We start from the raw sequence: 16234 nt of genomic DNA on the forward strand, positions 1-16234 counted from the left end.
TTCGGGCGCTTCCCCCGCGTGCGTTCCCCCTTTGGGGCCGGTCGCGGTCATGCCAGGCCGGCCCCTTTTGCTTTTTGAAAAGGTTGTCCGACCATGTCCAAGGTTATTACCCTTTCCGAGTTGGCGAAGTCTGGCCAGCTGCAAGGCAAGCGCGTGTTCATTCGCGCCGACCTCAATGTGCCGTTCGACGAGGCCGGCCGCATCACCGAAGACACGCGCATTCGCGCCTCGGTGCCCGGTATTCGCCTGGCGCTCGACGGTGGCGCCGCCGTGATGGTGACCTCGCATCTGGGCCGTCCGGTAGAAGGCGAATTGGCTGAAGCCGATTCGCTCAAGCCGGTGGGCCAACGCCTGTCCGAACTGCTGGGTGCGCAAGTCCGCCTGATCGCCGATTGGGTCGACGGCGTGAGCGTGCAGCCCGGTGAAGTGGTGCTGCTCGAAAACTGCCGCGTCAACAAAGGCGAGAAGAAAAACGATGAAGCGTTGTCGCGCAAAATGGCCGCCTTGTGCGACGTTTATGTGAACGACGCCTTCGGCACGGCGCATCGCGCCGAGGCCACCACCCACGGCATCGCGCGTTTTGCGCCCATTGCCTGCGCCGGCCCGTTGCTCGCGGCCGAACTCGAGGCGCTCACGAAAGCCCTGCACGAGCCCAAGCGGCCGCTGGTGGCGATCGTTGGGGGTTCCAAGGTCTCGACCAAGCTTTCGATTCTGCAAACGCTTTCGCAGCGTGTGGATCAGTTGGTGGTGGGTGGCGGGATCGCCAATACGTTCATGCTGGCGAGCGACCTGCCGATCGGCAAGTCGTTGGCTGAAGCCGATCAGGTGGGCGAAGCCCGCGCCGTCATCGAGCAGATGAGCGCCCGCGGCGCGGCGGTGCCGATTCCCGTTGATGTGGTGTGCGCCAAAACCTTTGGCGCCAATGCCGAAGCGGCGACCAAGGCGGCCGCCGACGTGGCGGCTGACGATCTGATCCTGGATCTGGGTCCGGAAAGCGCCCAGCAAATCGCCGACATTCTGAAGAAAGCCGGCACCATTGTGTGGAACGGACCGGTCGGGGTGTTTGAGTTCGACGCGTTTTCGCACGGCACCGAAGTGATCGCCCGCGCGATCGCCGAGTCGGATGCGTTCTCGATCGCTGGTGGCGGCGATACGCTGGCAGCCATTGCCAAGTTCGGCATCACCGACCAGGTGAGCTACATCTCCACCGGTGGCGGCGCATTCCTCGAGTTCCTCGAAGGTAAAACGTTGCCCGCCGTGGAAGTGCTGGAGCAGCGCGCCGCAAAGTGACCGTGCTGTAGCGGCGAATGGCGAGCCAGCGTGCTGGCAGGTGTGCCTTGGCACGTCGACGCCCACCGACCCGCGATGCAAGTAAAGACGCCGCGCCTTTTACCGGGACGCGGCGTTTTCTTTCGGGGCTCGGAGTACAGGCTCCAAGCGTCGGCTGAAGACTCGGGCGTTGATCGTGCCTTACTTTGCTGCTGCCTTACTTCGCAGTTGTCTTCTTCGCTGCTTTCTTTGCCGCTGCCTTCTTCGTTGCTTTCTTCGCGGGCGCGGTTTGAGCAGTGTTCTTCGCGCCAGCCTTTTTAGCCGCCGCCGTTTTCAAGGACACCGATGCGGCCTTTTCAGGCGCCTGTTTCGTCGCTTTTTTCGCCGGCACTTTGGCGGCTTTCTTGACGACCTTCGTAACGGCGTTGTCGGCAGTCACACGGCTTGCCGACGCTGTCGCCGTCTTCACGGTTTTTTTCACCGCCCCTTTACGGGGCGTTCGTACGGCTGTCTTGACTGCCCCGGCACCGGTCGATTTGCCAACCGATTTACCAGCCGCCTTGGCGGCCATCTTCGAAGGCGTCAGGCCGTGCTCCTCGGCCACGGCGGCCTTCACATCCGCCACGGCGGCATCGTCGGTGGCGGAGGCCGTGACCGTGCGGCCCGCAGCGCGGCCCGCAGTGTCCGGCGCCGTTACCGATTCGGCAGGTTCGAGCACCAGTTGCGCCGGCGGACGCGAGGCGCCCGGCGTCGATGTTTGGTTATCGTCCAGCGCAGGCGTGGCATCCGCGCCGCGCGCCGAGGTGGCCTTGCCGTTGGCCTGTGCCGATCGACGGCCGCGGGCCGCGGCGCCGTTGGCGGTACCCCGTGCCGCTTTCGACGAGGACGATGCCGCCTTTTCGGCCGCGCGTTCGAACACCCGCGTCATTTCCGCCAATCCTTCGGTGGCGGCCTGACCCAACGGCTCGGCGGCGCTCAGCACCTGTTTCATATCGCCCAATGCAGCGCGAATTTCGGCAGGGGTGGCATCGGCCAGCAAATCCGGGATGGCGCCGATCGCAGCCGGCCCATCCAGCATCATCACCAGGGCCTGATCGCGGATCACGTCCTTGAATTCCTGCAGCGACAGGATGTGGTCCTTTTCCAGGCGCAGCTTGCGAATGACGGCGAAGCTGCGCTCGTCGATACCGCCTTCGGCACGGCACACGTACAGCAGCATGCGCAGCGCGGCTTCGCGCACGCCACCCACGGTCATCAGTGCGCGCAGTTCTGCCGTGCGTTCGGCCATGAAGCGATGATGCTCGGGCGACACGCCCGGACGGCCGCGCAAGGGGCCATTCTGGGCACCCAGGCCTGCGATATCCTGCACAACCGGCGAGCCGTACACCGACATGAACGTGTTCTCGTGCCAGTCGTCGCGCAACTGCTGCCAGATGTCCAATGCGCCGATCAACGTATTGGACAATGCATCGCGCGTTTGCACGAAGATGTTGTCCGGCTCGACGGCTTCCCGCTGGTCGCGGATCTGGTCGGCCACGCCAGCGAAAGCTTTCATCCAGGGATTGCGGTCGGAAAACATCTCATACGACACGCGCAACGGATGCAGGCGCTGCATCGTTTCGGCGATCTGTGGCGTGATCGTGGCTTTCAACCAAGGCTGCATGAAGCTGCGGTACATGCCCAGATTGATATCCGATACGCGCTTGACCGCAGCAAAGCGGCGCTCGTCTTCGGGCTCGTTGGCCACGATGGCGCGCACGTCGTTCAATTGACGACGTTCGAAGGCGAGCACGTAGTCGCCCTGGATCAGGTCCGCATTGAGCGTTTCAGGCGTTTTGTCGGCGATCTCGGCTTCGTACAGTCCCGGCGGCAGGACGTCGATCATGTCGATATTGCTCGTGAATTCCTGGTGCTCCTTGCGCGCCACGGCGCCGGACACAAAGATGCCCAGGTGGCCGATGCTTTCGTGCACGGCATAGACGATCGTCTGACCGTGCGCGCGGATTTGCGCGTCGTCTTCGTACAGATCGGGAATCCAGCCCAGCGCCTGCGGCGGGGGCGTGATGTTGTCGCCCTTGCTGCAAAACACGATGATCGGCGAACGAATATTGCGCAGGTCGATGCGGATACCGTCGGAGGTGACCAGGCCGCCGGTGGACAGGCGATTGCCGATGAAGAGGTTGTCGACGATGTACTGGATTTCCGGGCCGTTCAGGAACACATGGCCGCCCCACCATTTTTCGAAGCTCAGATACCGTTTGGCTTCGGTATCGACATTGGCGTAGAGGTTGTATTGCTTGGCCCACAGGGTGTTGGCGGGATTGAGGTTTTCGAAGTTCTGCACCAGCCAGGCACCGTCGAAGGTACCGGCGCCCAGGTCACTGGCAAAGGCGGTGAGCCAACTGCCGCCGAGCAGGCCGCCCGAGTAGCGCATCGGATTCATGCCGCGCCAGCCGGCCCAGTAAGAGAGCGGCGCGCCGGCGATGATGATGGGTCCGAACAGCTCGGGCCGCATGGCCGCCGTCATCATGATCTGCCACCCGGCCTGGCAATTACCCACCACGACCGGCTTGCCTTCGGCTTCCGGATGCAGGCCGATGATTTCTTCCAGGAAGCGCGCTTCGGCCAGCATCACGTCTTCGACGGTTTGCGTGGGCGTGGGCGACGGCAGGAAGGTGGCGAAGTAGCAAGGATGTCCGGCACGAACCGCGACGCCGATTTCGCTTTCGGGTTTGAAGCCGCCGATGCCGGGGCCGTGCCCGGCACGCGGGTCGACGACCAGAAACGGGCGCTTGGCCGGATCGACCTTGACGCCGTCTGTCGGTGGAATGCGCAGCAGGCCGTAGTTGACCGGGCGCTCGAGGGTGCGGCCGTCGAGCACCAGCTCGTAAGCCATGCTGAGCACATTGGGCGCTTGCTGGGCCATGTGCTCGTGATATTGATTACCGCGCTGGCGCATCACGTCGGCGTACAGGATGCTGCGTTCGACGGCGTCGCGCATGAAAGCGTAGGCGTCTGTCCAGGCAGCGGGCAGGCTGTTGGTCAGCACGTCGGTCGGGCTGGGCGTCATTGTCGTTCTCCTCCGTGACGCGCTCGCTCGAATCGGCGCGTCGGTCTGTCGACCATTACACCGCAAAGCTTGCTGCGCTGCAACATGCGGGCGACATGACAAATGAAACGGCAGCCACGGCATTGCGCCGTCATCGAACGGACATCTGCAAGCGAGCCAACCCCACATGGAATGCGCAACGGTTGGCTTTCAAGCATCGCGCCGGCCAGGCTCGGCAGGGGCCGCCCTGCATGCCCGCTAACCCGCAAGCGTGAGCCCTGCGCCGGCGCGATCGATCGGAAACGAAGGCTACGGCGTCAGATATTTCTGCCAGAACTGGGCGTGCCCCATGGCGCTGTCGAGTACGTAGGGTGCGAATCCTGCATTTTCGTACAGTTTGCGGGCGGGGCCATTGCCTTCGAGCACCTCCAGTGTGACCTTGCAGCAGCCGAGCTCACGCGCCAGGGTCTCGACGCCTGCCATCAGTCGAGCGCCCACGCCTTGCTTGCGAAACGCGCCATCGACCATGAAATCGTGCACGTTGAGAATCGGCGCACAGGCAAACGACGAAAACGCCTCGATGCAGATCGCCAGGCCAGCCGGCACATCGTCCATTCGGGCGATCAACGCATGCGCGTGGGGGCGCTTCGCCAGCTCGGCGGCGAGGTGGGTGCGGGTGTGCTCGGAGAGCGGCGTGCCGCCGCCCATGGGGTCGCGCGCGTAGGCGTCAAGCAGCGCGACGACCTCGCCGGCATCGCGAGATGAGCGAAAATCTGCGGTATGGATGTGAAGCACGGATTGCATCTCCTCGGTGTTACGGTTACCGTTCGAGCCGAATTATGCGCGACCTATGGCGTACCTATGATGTATTGCGTTTCGTGAGCGCGGCTTCTATCGTGTTTATGCGGTGCTCGGTGCTCTGTGCCCGTGCGCGACAATCGCAGTCTTGAACGTCGCAGGTTGAAAGCAGCGCGATGAGACGCGGATGAAATATACGGTTTGACCCTTTTGATGCGCTATGGCGCGCAAGTATGGCCCTCAAGAACTACTACGCAAGCTTAGGTTTGAAGCGCAATGCCACTGGCGACGATGTTCGCCAGGCATATCGCCGCCTGGCGCGCCGCTACCATCCGGATGTCAGCGCCGAGCTGGACGCCGAGGTGCGCATGCGTGAGATCAACGAGGCGTACGGTGTGCTGAGCGATCCCATGCGCCGTCGCGCCTATGACCGCGAGACCTTGGTCGCGACACGGTCGACCCATTTCGGTCCCGGGGCCGCGTGGAATGGCAGCAGTGGATTCGGCCGCACGCGCCCACGCCCGGCACAACCGGCGCGCAGCCACACCGAAGACGACTTCTTTTCCTCCCTCTTTGCCCGCGCACGGCGTGCGGCCAGCGGCGAAAGCGCGGCAGCCAGTGCGCGCGCGCGGGCAAGTGCGAATGGAGCGCATGGTGCCGCTGGCTCGAACCGCGCGGGCGGACCGAATGGCGCCAGTGGCACGACCGGCACCCATGGCGCTCAAGGTTCGAATGGCGCCAATGGTGCGCATCGCACGAATGGCACGAACGGCACGAATGGCACGAATGGCACGAATGGCACGAACGGCGCGAAAGGCACAAGCGGTACGCATGGCGCTAACGGCGGCTTTGGCGCCAACGGCTCGACGGGCACAAATGGCGCGAATGGGGCGAGCGGTGCCCATGCCGCGGGTGGTGCGAGTGGCGCTCGTCCCGGCCAGGGGCACGCCGGCGCCGCAAGTGGCGATGGCGCGCGCGGCACCCACAAAGCTCACGGCACACAAGGCGCAGGCGGCACGTCGAGTGGCGCTGGCGCACGCAGCAGCGCCGGTGCACGTACCGGCAGCAGGATGGGCCGCACACAAGGTGAGGATCATCATGCCGTCATTGAAATCGACCTGGAAGACGCCATCGGTGGCGCCACCCGCGAAATCAAATTGCGATCGCTCGCGCATGACGCCGGCGTACGATCGCCGGCCATGCGCACGTTGAGCATCGATATTCCTGCCGGCGTGCGGGGCGGTCAGCAGATTCGGCTGGCGGGGCAGGGACGCCCGGGACGGCTGGGCGGCAAGCATGGCGACTTGCTGCTCGAAATTCGCATCAAGCCGCATCGCTATTACCGGATCGAAGAGCGCGATTTGTATGTGACTTTACCGATCACGCCGTCCGAGGCCGCTTTGGGTGCAATCGTGCTGGCGCCGACGCCGGCGGGCAAAGTCGAAGTCACGATTCCGTCCGGCGCGGTCGCGGGATGCAAATTGCGTCTGCGCGCGCGTGGCATGCCGGGCGCACCCGCGGGCGATCTTTATCTGGTGCTCAGCATCGTGGCGCCGCCGGCGGTGTCGCCGGAACTGCGCGAGGCCTATGAAGCACTGGCTCGGGCGCACGCTGGATACAATCCGCGCGGCGCACTTTAAGACGTCGCTCGAAGCGTGATGGGCGCAGGCACAAACTCAGGCTCCGAGCCTGCGCACCGACGCGAGTCGTGCCGGCCTCGATCCCGCACCGGCGCCCACGCCTAACCCGTAAATTGCGTCGCCAACGCGAACAGTCCGGCTGCCAGCAGCATCGAGGCGGGTAGCGTCAACACCCACGCCAGCAGGATATTGCGCACCGTATTGCCTTGCAGGCCGGTGCGGTTGGCGATCATGGTGCCCGCTACCCCGGACGACAGCACGTGCGTGGTCGACACAGGCAGCGCGAACACATTCGCCAACCCGATCGCGACCACGGCGGTTACCTGCGCGCTCATGCCTTGCGCGTACGTCATGCCTTGCTTGCCGATTTTCTCGCCCACCGTGAGCACGACGCGGCGCCATCCCACCATCGTGCCGATGCCGAGCGCGAGCGCGACGGCCACGATCACCCAAAGCGGCGCGTATTCGGTCGTGGCGGCCAGATCCACCCGCAGGCGGCTGAGGTCGGCACGTTCGCGCGCATCCAGCACGTTGAGTGCGCCCACGCGTTTGGCCGTGTCGTCCAGGCACAGCAGATAGCGCCGCACATCCACCCGCTTGGCGGGGGCAAGATCGTTGTAGTTCGACACACCCTGCAGGTCGCGCACCAAGGCATTGATCGTGGCGTTGGTGAGGGCCGGATCGCAGCGGAACGCCGGCGGCAGGTCGATGGCCTGCGAGGGGGCGGTGGGGATGAAGTCCGCCAGCGTCTGCTGGTTGCGCACGTAGAAGTCGCGCAAATGTACCGCCGCGTCTCGGGTGCGGTCGATCTGATAGGTGGTGCTGTGGGTGTCGAGCACGAACTGGGCAGGCACGATGCCGATCAGCACCAGCATGATGAGGCCGATGCCTTTCTGACCATCGTTTGAGCCGTGCACGAAGCTCACGCCCATGGCCGAGAGCACCAGCACCAGACGGTTCCAGAAGGGCGGATGCTTCTTGTTGTCCAGCGCGCGGCGCTGGTCGGGCGTCTTGTGCATTTTGGACGCCGGCCATTTGCGCTTGAGCGCCAGAAAGATGCCGGCCGCCACCGCAAAGCCTGCAATCGGCGAGGCGACGAGCGAGAGGCCGATATCGATCGCCTTGCCCCAGTTGACGCCACCGGCCAGGGGGGCATCGGTGAGCAGCGCGTTGGCCAGACCCACACCCAGAATCGACCCGATCAGGGTGTGCGAACTGGAGGCCGGGATGCCGAAGTACCACGTGCCCAGGTTCCAGGTGATGGCGGCGGCCAGCATGGCGAACACCATGGCCAGGCCTCGTCCCGTGTCCACATTGATCAACAACTCGACCGGCAACAAGTGGACGATGGCGTATGCCACCCCGACGCCGCCAAGCAAAACGCCGAGAAAATTGAAGATGCCCGAAAACACCACGGCCAGATGCGGCGGCATCGCCTTGGTGTAGATCACCGTGGCGACGGCGTTGGCCGTATCGTGAAAACCGTTGATGAATTCAAACGCGAGGACGAATGTGAGCGCGAGCACGAGGCTGGCGCCGACCCAGAAATCCAGGCCGGAGAACATGTCAAGCATGATGGGGACCGTGATGGTCGGGCAATGAAAGGGGGGATTATTGCAGGTTTGTGACGTGTCACGCGAGCGCTCAGGGGAGGTCGAGGGCGTTAAGCTACAGTCCGGTCGCCGGCGACCAAGGGGTGTTGCCGGCTCACTTCAAGGGAGAATCTTCCGTGGCATTCGCATCGGCGCCTGTGCGCCGCAACGCCGACGATCTGATCGTCGGCCTCGTCTCGATTTCCGATCGTGCCTCGCAAGGCGTCTATGCCGATGAAGGCGTGCCGTCGTTGCGCACCTGGCTCGATGGCGCCTTGACGTCGCCCTGGCAAGCCGTCGAGCGCTTGATCGCCGATGACGCGGCCACCATTTCGCGCACGCTCATCGAACTGGTCGACGAGCAGGAGTGCGATCTGGTGCTGACGACCGGTGGCACCGGGCCCGCGCGGCGCGATGTCACGCCCGAGGCCACGCTGGCCGTGGCCACGCGCGAGATGCCGGGTTTCGGCGAGCAAATGCGTCAGATCAGCTTGACGTTCGTGCCGACGGCAATCCTGTCCCGCCAGGTGGCGGTGATTCGCGAAACGGTGGCGCATGCTGCGCTCATCATCAATCTGCCGGGTCAACCCAAGGCGATTCGCGAAACCCTCGAAGGGTTGAAGGGCGGCGAAGGCATGCGCGCCGTGCCCGGCATTTTCGCGGCAGTGCCGTACTGCATCGATTTGATCGGCGGCCCGTATGTGGAGACGAACGAGAGCGTCATCGCGGCATTCCGGCCGAAGTCCGCGCGCCGGATCAAGGATTGAATCGCGCGCCGCGACTAGCGGTATAGTCGCACTCTGTTCGAAACGTGAAAACAAGAGTGCGATATGAAAACCCGTTTGTTGATGACCGTGGTGGCCCTGGGTGTCTTGGCCGGCTGTGCCAGTAGCGACGATCTGCGCCGCAAGGATCCGGTGTTTTTCACCACGACCCAGAAAACGGCTGCCGAGTACGCCACGTGTGTCGTGCAATCGTGGCGCGGGTTGGGCGAGACGGTCAATCAGCGCGAGATCCCGAACGGATTCGATATCGCGGCTGACGGCCGTCTGGGCAATATCGACTCGGTGATTCGCGTGCAAACCTACGACAACAAAACGCACGTCAACATGTACTCGCGCATGCCTTATGGCCACCAGGACATGATGCAGTCGGCCAATCTCTGCATCTAAGGCACCCACGGCGGGAGTCCTGCGGGCGCAGCCGCTTATCCCGCAAACCCGCCGTCGGCCAGGAACATCGCTTCGTCCGGCGTCGTGTGACGGCCGAGCACTGCATTCCGATGGGGAAAGCGCCCGAATCGACTGATGATGTCGCGGTGCATCTCGGCCCAGTGCAACGAGTCGGCGTCGGTGTCGCGCATCAATTCCACACAGCGCGCCTGGTCGGCGGCATCTTCCGAATGCTCCAGCGGCAGATAGAAGAACGGTCGCATTTCGGGGGGGACGCGGCGGTCGGCCCCGATTTCGATCGCGCCCAGCGCCATTTTGCGGGCCAGCCCGTCGGTGGCAAACATGTGGGCCGTTCCGCGAAACGCATTGCGTGGAAACTGATCCAGCAGGATCACCAGGGCCAGCGCGCCGATATCGCTCTGCAGCCAGTCATCGCGCAGCCGGGCGGCGGCGGCAAAGTGGGCGGCCATCCCGCGCTGACGAAACGCGGTATCGAACGCCTCGTCCTTCACGAACCATTTTTCGCGGCCCGCTTCCTGCCAGAACGCCACCACATCGGCAGGGGTGCGAAAAGGCGGTGCGCCGGTGGCGTGGGAAGTCGATCTTGGCATGGAAACTCCATCAGTCTGGCCGGCGCATGGGCGATCTTTTCTGGAAAGCGCGGCACCGCCATCGGTTATCGTTACGCACGATTATCGACCATTAACCTGCCGTATCCATGATGCCTCTGATCCGAACCGCTTTGCTGTGCCTGAGCGCCTTGCTCTGTTTGCCTGTCCACGCCGCCGACAGCTTTATTTTCCGGCTGTTGAACAAGCCCGTGCCGGGTGGGGTGGCGGTGCTGCCGCTGGAGCGGGGCGGTGAGGCGCCTGCGGTCACGTTCGCCAATCGGCCGGTGCTCGTGATCGACGATCAGGGCCAATGGACGGCGATCGTGGGCATCCCGCTGACCGTGAAGGCGGGCTCGGAGCAGTCGGCGCTCGTGCGAGACGCCAAAGGCGTGCAGCGGCGCGTGGCGTTCAAAGTGGATGCCAAGGCCTATCCCGAGCAGCGCATCACCCTCAAGAACAAAGGCCAGGTCAACCTGAGCCCCGAGAATGAACAGCGGTTCAAGCGCGAGCTGGACGAGCAACTCGCGGCGTATCGCACCTTCTCGCCCACGGCACCGTCAAACGTGAAGTTCGATGTGCCGGTACCCGGTCGCCAGTCGAGCCCTTTCGGCGTGCGGCGGTTTTTCAACGGCGAAGAGCGTAACCCGCATTCGGGCCTGGATTTCGCCGCCGGCACCGGCACGCCAGTGCAGGCGCCGGCCGACGGCAAGATCATCCTGATCGGCGATTACTTCTTCAATGGCAAAACAGTCTTCATCGATCACGGTCGCGGTTTGATCACGATGTTCTGCCACCTGTCGGCCATCGATGTCCAAGTTGGCCAGACGGTCAAGCGCGGAGAAGCGGTAGCCAAAGTGGGCGCCACTGGTCGCGCCACGGGTCCCCATCTGCACTGGAACGTCAGCCTGAACGACGCGCGCGTCGATCCGGCCATCTTCATCGGCACGTTCAAACCGTAAGCATCGTCGTATGATGTCATTCCGCGTGCGCCCGCATGGTTTGACCATATCGTCCCAGCGCACGGTTCATTCCAGGAGAGCGCGCTGCACGCGCCACACAGCATGACGACACTGCTCGATCCCACCCTCACCACCGTTGAAGACATGCGCGTTCTGGCCAAGCGCCGAGTGCCCAAGATGTTCTACGACTATGCCGATTCCGGTTCCTGGACCGAATCGACATATCGCGCCAATACCGACGATTTCCAGAAGATCAAGCTGCGCCAGCGCGTGGCGGTCAATATGGAAGGGCGCTCGATCCGCACGCAGATGGTCGGCATCGATGCCGCCATGCCGGTGGCGATCGCACCCACTGGATTGACGGGCATGCAGCACGCCGATGGCGAAATCCTGGCGGCACGTGCCGCCGAGGCCTTCGGCATCCCTTTTACGCTGTCCACGATGAGCATCTGCTCGATCGAGGACGTGGCAGCCGCGACTACCAAGCCGTTCTGGTTTCAGTTGTATGTGATGCGTGACCGCGATTATGTCGAACGCTTGATCGACCGCGCGAAGGCCGCCAATTGCTCGGCGCTGATGCTCACGCTCGACCTGCAGATCCTGGGTCAGCGTCACAAGGACATCAAGAACGGCCTGACTGCGCCGCCGAAGATGACCGTGCGCAACTTGATCGATCTCGCGACCAAACCGGCGTGGTGTTATCACATGCTGCGCACGCAGCGCCGCACGTTCGGCAATATCGTCGGACATGCCAAAGGCGTGAGCGATCTCTCGTCGTTGGGCGCCTGGACGGCCGAACAATTCGATCCGCGGTTGAGCTGGGATGACGTTGAGTGGATCAAGCGCCGCTGGGGCGGCAAGCTCATCCTGAAAGGCATTCTGGATGCCGACGATGCCCGTCTGGCCGCGCAGAGTGGTGCCGATGCCCTGATCGTGAGCAATCACGGCGGACGTCAGCTCGACGGTGCCGTGTCCTCGATCCAGGCCTTGCCCGCCATCGCAGAAGCGGTGGGATCGCGCATCGAAGTCTGGATGGATGGCGGTATCCGCTCAGGCCAGGACGTGCTGAAGGCCGTGGCCCTGGGCGCGCGCGGGACGCTGATCGGACGCTCGTTTCTCTATGGCCTTGGTGCCGGCGGCGAGCGTGGCGTGCGCCAGGTGCTCGAGATGATCGCAAAGGAACTCGATATCACGATGGCATTCTGCGGTCGCAAAACGATCGAATCGGTGGATCGCGATATTTTGCTGCCGGGCACCTACCCCACGCCGGCCAGCATGGGCGGTAATCGCTGACGGCAGACGAAAAAATGCCGGTGGGCATCGATGGACCGGCCATCGAGCGTCTACCGGCATGACAGGCAGGAACTGCCTGTGGTGGGATTCACATGGGAAAAATGCAGACCAGTTGCACTTCTCCCATGCGACGTCGTATCAACGACGGCGGGGATTCTGCGGACGGCTGGCGGCACCCGGACGCACTTCGTCTTTGTGACGGAAGTTGATGCGGCCTTTGGTCAAGTCGTACGGCGACATTTCCAGCGTCACGCGATCGCCGGCGAGAATACGGATACGGTGCTTGCGCATGCGACCCGACGCGTAGGCGCCGACTTCGATGCCGTTTTCGAGGGTAACGCGATAGCGGCTGTCGGGCAGCACTTCACCGACGACGCCGTTCAGTTCGATCAATTCTTCCTTAGCCATAGGGCAACTCCTTTAAATACTTGATGCACGGCACCAGCCGTGGCGTGCGCACTGCCACAGGATGGTGGCGTGCACGGCACGCGGGGCGAAAGCTCGAGCCGGGCGTGCGACAACATTGCGGGGGAAATCCCGCAGCTCCGACAGGCAGTATCGACGCTTGAGCGCCGCAGGCGGGGCAGAGATGCCGCGATCACGACTGCGGCATAGAGGCGTAGTACATACCGTGCCGGTATGTCACGCGGATGGATCGCATCGGTCGCAAAATGATTGCCGACTTGACTGGATACAGTGGCCGATGGACAGTGAGAATCTATGGCTATCTTAACGCGGCGGGCTTGTAAAGTCCAGGTTTTCATGCGGTGCAGCGAAGCGGGGCGCGGCATTGCGACCTCGTTTTCGTCATCCTGCTTCGGGATCTGTCGGGTTGTGACTGCCGCAAGCGGGCAGAGGGTGGCACGTGCCTTCCATGCGTCTTGCCAAGTCGTATCCAGGGACGCGATGAGCGCGGCCAGCGCTTGGCCGAACCGCGCTTAAAATCCGCCCGTAAAATTACGCCTCATCCCAAAGCAGCGATCCCCATTCGCTCGTTTTTCAATTTCTGGAGTTTTCATGGCCCTCGTTTCCATGCGCCAATTGCTGGATCACGCCGCCGAGCACGGCTACGGCATCCCCGCGTTCAACGTCAACAACCTTGAACAGGTTCAGGCCATCATGGAGGCCGCTGCCGAAACCGACAGCCCGGTGATCATGCAAGCGTCGGCCGGCGCCCGCAAATATGCCGGCGAGACGTTTCTGAAGTATTTGATCCAGGCGGCCGTTGAAACGTATCCGCACATTCCCGTCGTGATGCACCAGGATCACGGCCAATCGCCCGCCGTCTGTCAGGGCGCCATCGACCTCGGGTTCTCCAGCGTGATGATGGATGGCTCGTTGAAGGAAGATGGCAAGAGCATTGCCGATTTCGACTACAACGTCGACGTCACCCGCAAAGTGGTCGATATGGCGCACAAGGTTGGCGTCACGGTGGAAGGCGAACTCGGTTGCCTGGGCTCGCTCGAAACGATGGAAGGCGACAAGGAAGACGGTCACGGCGCCGACGGCAAGCTCACGATGGATCAGTTGCTGACCGATCCGGAGCAGGCCGCCGACTTCGTCAAACGCACGCAGCTCGATGCCCTGGCGATTGCCATCGGCACCAGCCATGGCGCCTACAAGTTCACGCGCAAGCCCACGGGCGATATCCTCTCGATCTCGCGCATCAAGGACATTCACGCCCGACTGCCCAACACCCACTTGGTGATGCATGGCAGTTCGAGTGTGCCGCAAGACCTGCTGGCTGAGATCCGCGAGTTCGGCGGCGCCATGAAGGAAACCTACGGCGTGCCGGTCGAGGAAATCCAGGAAGCCATCAAATTCGGCGTGCGCAAGATCAACATCGATACCGACATCCGCCTGGCGATGACGGCTGCGGTGCGTCGTTTCCTCGCTGAGAACCCCGAGAAATTCGACCCGCGCGAATTCTTGAAGCCCGCCCGTACGGCGGCCAAGAACATCTGTATGCAGCGTTATCAGGAGTTCGGCACTGCCGGGCAAGCCAGCAAGATCAAGGTGGTGCCGCTAAGCGAGATCGCCGCCGCCTATGCCGCCGGCAAGTTGCAGCAAGTGGTGCAATAAAAGCGAGCAGAAAAAGCAAGCAGAAAAAGGAGCCGCGAAGGGTGCCCTGAAGGGAGCGGCGCGCCATCGCCACGGCCAGCGGTTCGCTTTCGGGATCGATTTGCCACGGTTTGCGGTTCGCCGCCCGGTTTCGGGCCGGGGCAACTAGTGCGATAATGTTGCCCGAAGCTGTGCTCATTCCCGCCCGGACGGCGTCCAGGCGGGAATCTTCTTTTTGACATAGGCCATCTCGTGAACGCTCTGCATCAATCCAGCATCCGGTCCTTACCCCTCCTTGGCCGCGGCAAGGTGCGCGACATGTACGCGGTGGGGGGCGACAAACTGTTGATCGTCGCAACCGACCGCATCTCCGCCTTCGACGTCATTCTCGACGACCCCATCCCCGGCAAGGGGCAGGTGTTGACGGCGCTTACCGATTTCTGGCTCGAGAAGCTGGCGCATGTGATGCCCAATCACTCGACCGGCATCGATCCGCAATCGGTCGTCGCCACCGACGAGCGCGATCAGGTGATCGGCCGCGCGGTGGTGGTCAAACGCTTGAAACCGATCCTGGTCGAAGCGGTCGCCCGCGGCTACCTCATCGGTTCGGGCTGGAAGGATTACCAGGATACCGGCGCCATCTGCGGCATCAAGCTGCCGGCGGGTTTGAAGCAGGCGGCGCAGTTGCCTGAACCCATTTTCACCCCGGCCGCCAAGGCCGAGATGGGTGCGCACGATGAAAACGTCGATTTCGATCACGTGGTGCGCGAAGTGGGCCAGGAGATGGCGGAACACATTCGCACCGTTACCCTCAAGCTGTATGCCGAAGCGGCCGCGTTTGCGCGCACCAAGGGCATCATGATCGCCGATACGAAGTTCGAGTTCGGGTTGAGCGATGACGGCACGCTGCATTTGATGGATGAGGTGCTGACCCCCGATTCGTCGCGGTTCTGGCCGGCCGACGAATATCGCGAGGGCATCAGCCCGCCCTCGTTCGACAAGCAGTTCGTGCGCGACTGGCTCGAGACGCAACCGTGGGGCAAGACACCGCCCGCGCCGCGTCTGCCCGCCGAGGTGCTCGAGCGCACAGCGGCCAAGTACCGCGAAGCGCTGGATCGCCTCACCGCCTGACGATCTGCGGCCGCGCGCGGGGCGTCTGTTCCCCGATGCGCCTCGCACCCCGTGCCTGTCACCGCGTTTCCGCTGCGATCCGCATGGGCAGGCACTCCCGACTTTCAAACCTTATTTCACCAGGATCGCGCCATGTCAGCACCTGTCTCGCCGTCAACCAAGCCGATCGTCGGCGTCATCATGGGATCGTCCAGCGATTGGGACATCATGAAGCACGCCGTGGCGATGTTCGAAGACTTCGGCGTGCCGTGCGAGATGCGCGTGATTTCGGCGCACCGGATGCCCCAGGACATGGCCGACTACGGTGCGGATGCCCGCAACCGCGGTCTGCGGGCGATCGTGGCAGGCGCCGGCGGCGCGGCGCACTTGCCCGGCATGATGGCGGCGTTGACGCCGGTGCCGGTGTTTGGCGTGCCGGTGCCTTCGAAGTATTTGCGCGGCGAGGATTCGCTGTTGTCCATCGTGCAGATGCCCAAGGGTGTGCCGGTCGCAACCTTCGCCATCGGCGAAGCGGGCGCGGCGAATGCGGCATTGCACGCGATCGCGACGTTGGCCACGACCGACGACGCGCTCTATAACAAGCTGGTGGCGTTTCGTGCCCGCCAGACCCAGGCCGCGCGCGATATGCGCATCCCGCCTCAATCCTGATCTTGCCGGTT

Annotated in this window: 14 protein-coding genes; 9 read left to right on the top strand and 5 right to left on the bottom strand. The window is 63.3% G+C overall.

Annotation, left to right across the window (positions count from 1 at the left end):
• Positions 1–93: 93 nt before the first annotated feature.
• Entirely contained in the window at positions 94–1290 is a 1197-nt protein-coding gene (locus EYW45_RS07925) for a phosphoglycerate kinase (protein ID WP_161134841.1), read from the top strand.
• A 196-nt stretch (positions 1291–1486) separates the two neighbouring features.
• On the opposite strand, the gene EYW45_RS07930 is transcribed toward EYW45_RS07925, so the two are convergent.
• Positions 1487–4339 (bottom strand): DUF3141 domain-containing protein, encoded by a 2853-nt coding sequence (locus EYW45_RS07930; RefSeq protein WP_161134842.1) that lies wholly within the window; start codon positions 4337–4339, stop codon positions 1487–1489.
• A gap of 288 nt (positions 4340–4627) precedes the next feature.
• Positions 4628–5113, bottom strand: a complete 486-nt coding sequence (locus EYW45_RS07935; RefSeq protein ID WP_407924905.1) for a GNAT family N-acetyltransferase — start codon at positions 5111–5113, stop codon at positions 4628–4630.
• A gap of 236 nt (positions 5114–5349) precedes the next feature.
• On the opposite strand from EYW45_RS07935, the gene EYW45_RS25015 reads away from it, so the two are divergent.
• On the top strand, positions 5350–6756 hold the full coding sequence (locus EYW45_RS25015) for a DnaJ C-terminal domain-containing protein (RefSeq protein WP_407924906.1): 1407 nt from the start codon (positions 5350–5352) through the stop codon (positions 6754–6756).
• A 101-nt stretch (positions 6757–6857) separates the two neighbouring features.
• On the opposite strand, the gene EYW45_RS07950 is transcribed toward EYW45_RS25015, so the two are convergent.
• Positions 6858–8330, bottom strand: a complete 1473-nt coding sequence (locus tag EYW45_RS07950) for an inorganic phosphate transporter (RefSeq protein WP_161134844.1) — start codon at positions 8328–8330, stop codon at positions 6858–6860.
• A 155-nt stretch (positions 8331–8485) separates the two neighbouring features.
• On the opposite strand from EYW45_RS07950, the gene mog reads away from it, so the two are divergent.
• Entirely contained in the window at positions 8486–9115 is a 630-nt protein-coding gene (gene mog, locus EYW45_RS07955; protein WP_161134845.1) for a molybdopterin adenylyltransferase, read from the top strand.
• Between the two features lie 63 nt (positions 9116–9178).
• Positions 9179–9520, top strand: coding sequence for a hypothetical protein (locus EYW45_RS07960; RefSeq protein WP_161134846.1), 342 nt, complete (start codon positions 9179–9181; stop codon positions 9518–9520).
• Positions 9521–9555: 35 nt separating this feature from the next.
• Here EYW45_RS07960 and EYW45_RS07965 read toward each other — a convergent pair whose 3' ends face one another.
• Positions 9556–10131 (bottom strand): DUF924 family protein, encoded by a 576-nt coding sequence (locus EYW45_RS07965; RefSeq protein ID WP_161134847.1) that lies wholly within the window; start codon positions 10129–10131, stop codon positions 9556–9558.
• Positions 10132–10238: 107 nt separating this feature from the next.
• On the opposite strand from EYW45_RS07965, the gene EYW45_RS07970 reads away from it, so the two are divergent.
• Complete coding sequence (locus EYW45_RS07970; RefSeq protein ID WP_161134848.1) at positions 10239–11090, top strand: peptidoglycan DD-metalloendopeptidase family protein; 852 nt, start codon at positions 10239–10241, stop codon at positions 11088–11090.
• Between the two features lie 102 nt (positions 11091–11192).
• The gene (locus EYW45_RS07975) at positions 11193–12383 is read left to right on the top strand and encodes an alpha-hydroxy acid oxidase (protein WP_161134849.1); all 1191 of its coding nucleotides are present in this window, start codon (positions 11193–11195) and stop codon (positions 12381–12383) included.
• Positions 12384–12521: 138 nt separating this feature from the next.
• On the opposite strand, the gene infA is transcribed toward EYW45_RS07975, so the two are convergent.
• Positions 12522–12791 (bottom strand): translation initiation factor IF-1, encoded by a 270-nt coding sequence (gene infA / locus EYW45_RS07980; protein ID WP_161134850.1) that lies wholly within the window; start codon positions 12789–12791, stop codon positions 12522–12524.
• Between the two features lie 609 nt (positions 12792–13400).
• On the opposite strand from infA, the gene fba reads away from it, so the two are divergent.
• The 3 genes from fba (at position 13401) to purE (ending at position 16223) form a co-directional block, all read left to right on the top strand.
• Positions 13401–14465, top strand: coding sequence for a class II fructose-bisphosphate aldolase (gene fba / locus EYW45_RS07985; RefSeq protein ID WP_161134851.1), 1065 nt, complete (start codon positions 13401–13403; stop codon positions 14463–14465).
• A gap of 219 nt (positions 14466–14684) precedes the next feature.
• Positions 14685–15575 (top strand): phosphoribosylaminoimidazolesuccinocarboxamide synthase, encoded by an 891-nt coding sequence (locus tag EYW45_RS07990; protein ID WP_161135386.1) that lies wholly within the window; start codon positions 14685–14687, stop codon positions 15573–15575.
• A gap of 132 nt (positions 15576–15707) precedes the next feature.
• Positions 15708–16223, top strand: coding sequence for a 5-(carboxyamino)imidazole ribonucleotide mutase (gene purE / locus EYW45_RS07995; RefSeq protein WP_161134852.1), 516 nt, complete (start codon positions 15708–15710; stop codon positions 16221–16223).
• The last annotated feature ends 11 nt before the right edge of the window (positions 16224–16234 follow it).

Origin of the sequence: Schauerella aestuarii (assembly GCF_009866805.1) — a bacterium.
GTDB lineage: Bacteria > Pseudomonadota > Gammaproteobacteria > Burkholderiales > Burkholderiaceae_B > Schauerella > Schauerella aestuarii.

Coding starts and splice junctions, on each gene's coding strand:
- EYW45_RS07950 (WP_161134844.1), bottom strand. CDS start 8,330: ATGCTTGACATGTTCTCCGGCCTGGATTTCTGGGTCGGCGCCAGCCTC.
- infA (WP_161134850.1), bottom strand. CDS start 12,791: ATGGCTAAGGAAGAATTGATCGAACTGAACGGCGTCGTCGGTGAAGTG.
- EYW45_RS07975 (WP_161134849.1), top strand. CDS start 11,193: ATGACGACACTGCTCGATCCCACCCTCACCACCGTTGAAGACATGCGC.
- fba (WP_161134851.1), top strand. CDS start 13,401: ATGGCCCTCGTTTCCATGCGCCAATTGCTGGATCACGCCGCCGAGCAC.
- EYW45_RS25015 (WP_407924906.1), top strand. CDS start 5,350: ATGGCCCTCAAGAACTACTACGCAAGCTTAGGTTTGAAGCGCAATGCC.
- EYW45_RS07925 (WP_161134841.1), top strand. CDS start 94: ATGTCCAAGGTTATTACCCTTTCCGAGTTGGCGAAGTCTGGCCAGCTG.
- EYW45_RS07960 (WP_161134846.1), top strand. CDS start 9,179: ATGAAAACCCGTTTGTTGATGACCGTGGTGGCCCTGGGTGTCTTGGCC.
- EYW45_RS07930 (WP_161134842.1), bottom strand. CDS start 4,339: ATGACGCCCAGCCCGACCGACGTGCTGACCAACAGCCTGCCCGCTGCC.
- EYW45_RS07965 (WP_161134847.1), bottom strand. CDS start 10,131: ATGCCAAGATCGACTTCCCACGCCACCGGCGCACCGCCTTTTCGCACC.
- purE (WP_161134852.1), top strand. CDS start 15,708: ATGTCAGCACCTGTCTCGCCGTCAACCAAGCCGATCGTCGGCGTCATC.
- EYW45_RS07970 (WP_161134848.1), top strand. CDS start 10,239: ATGATGCCTCTGATCCGAACCGCTTTGCTGTGCCTGAGCGCCTTGCTC.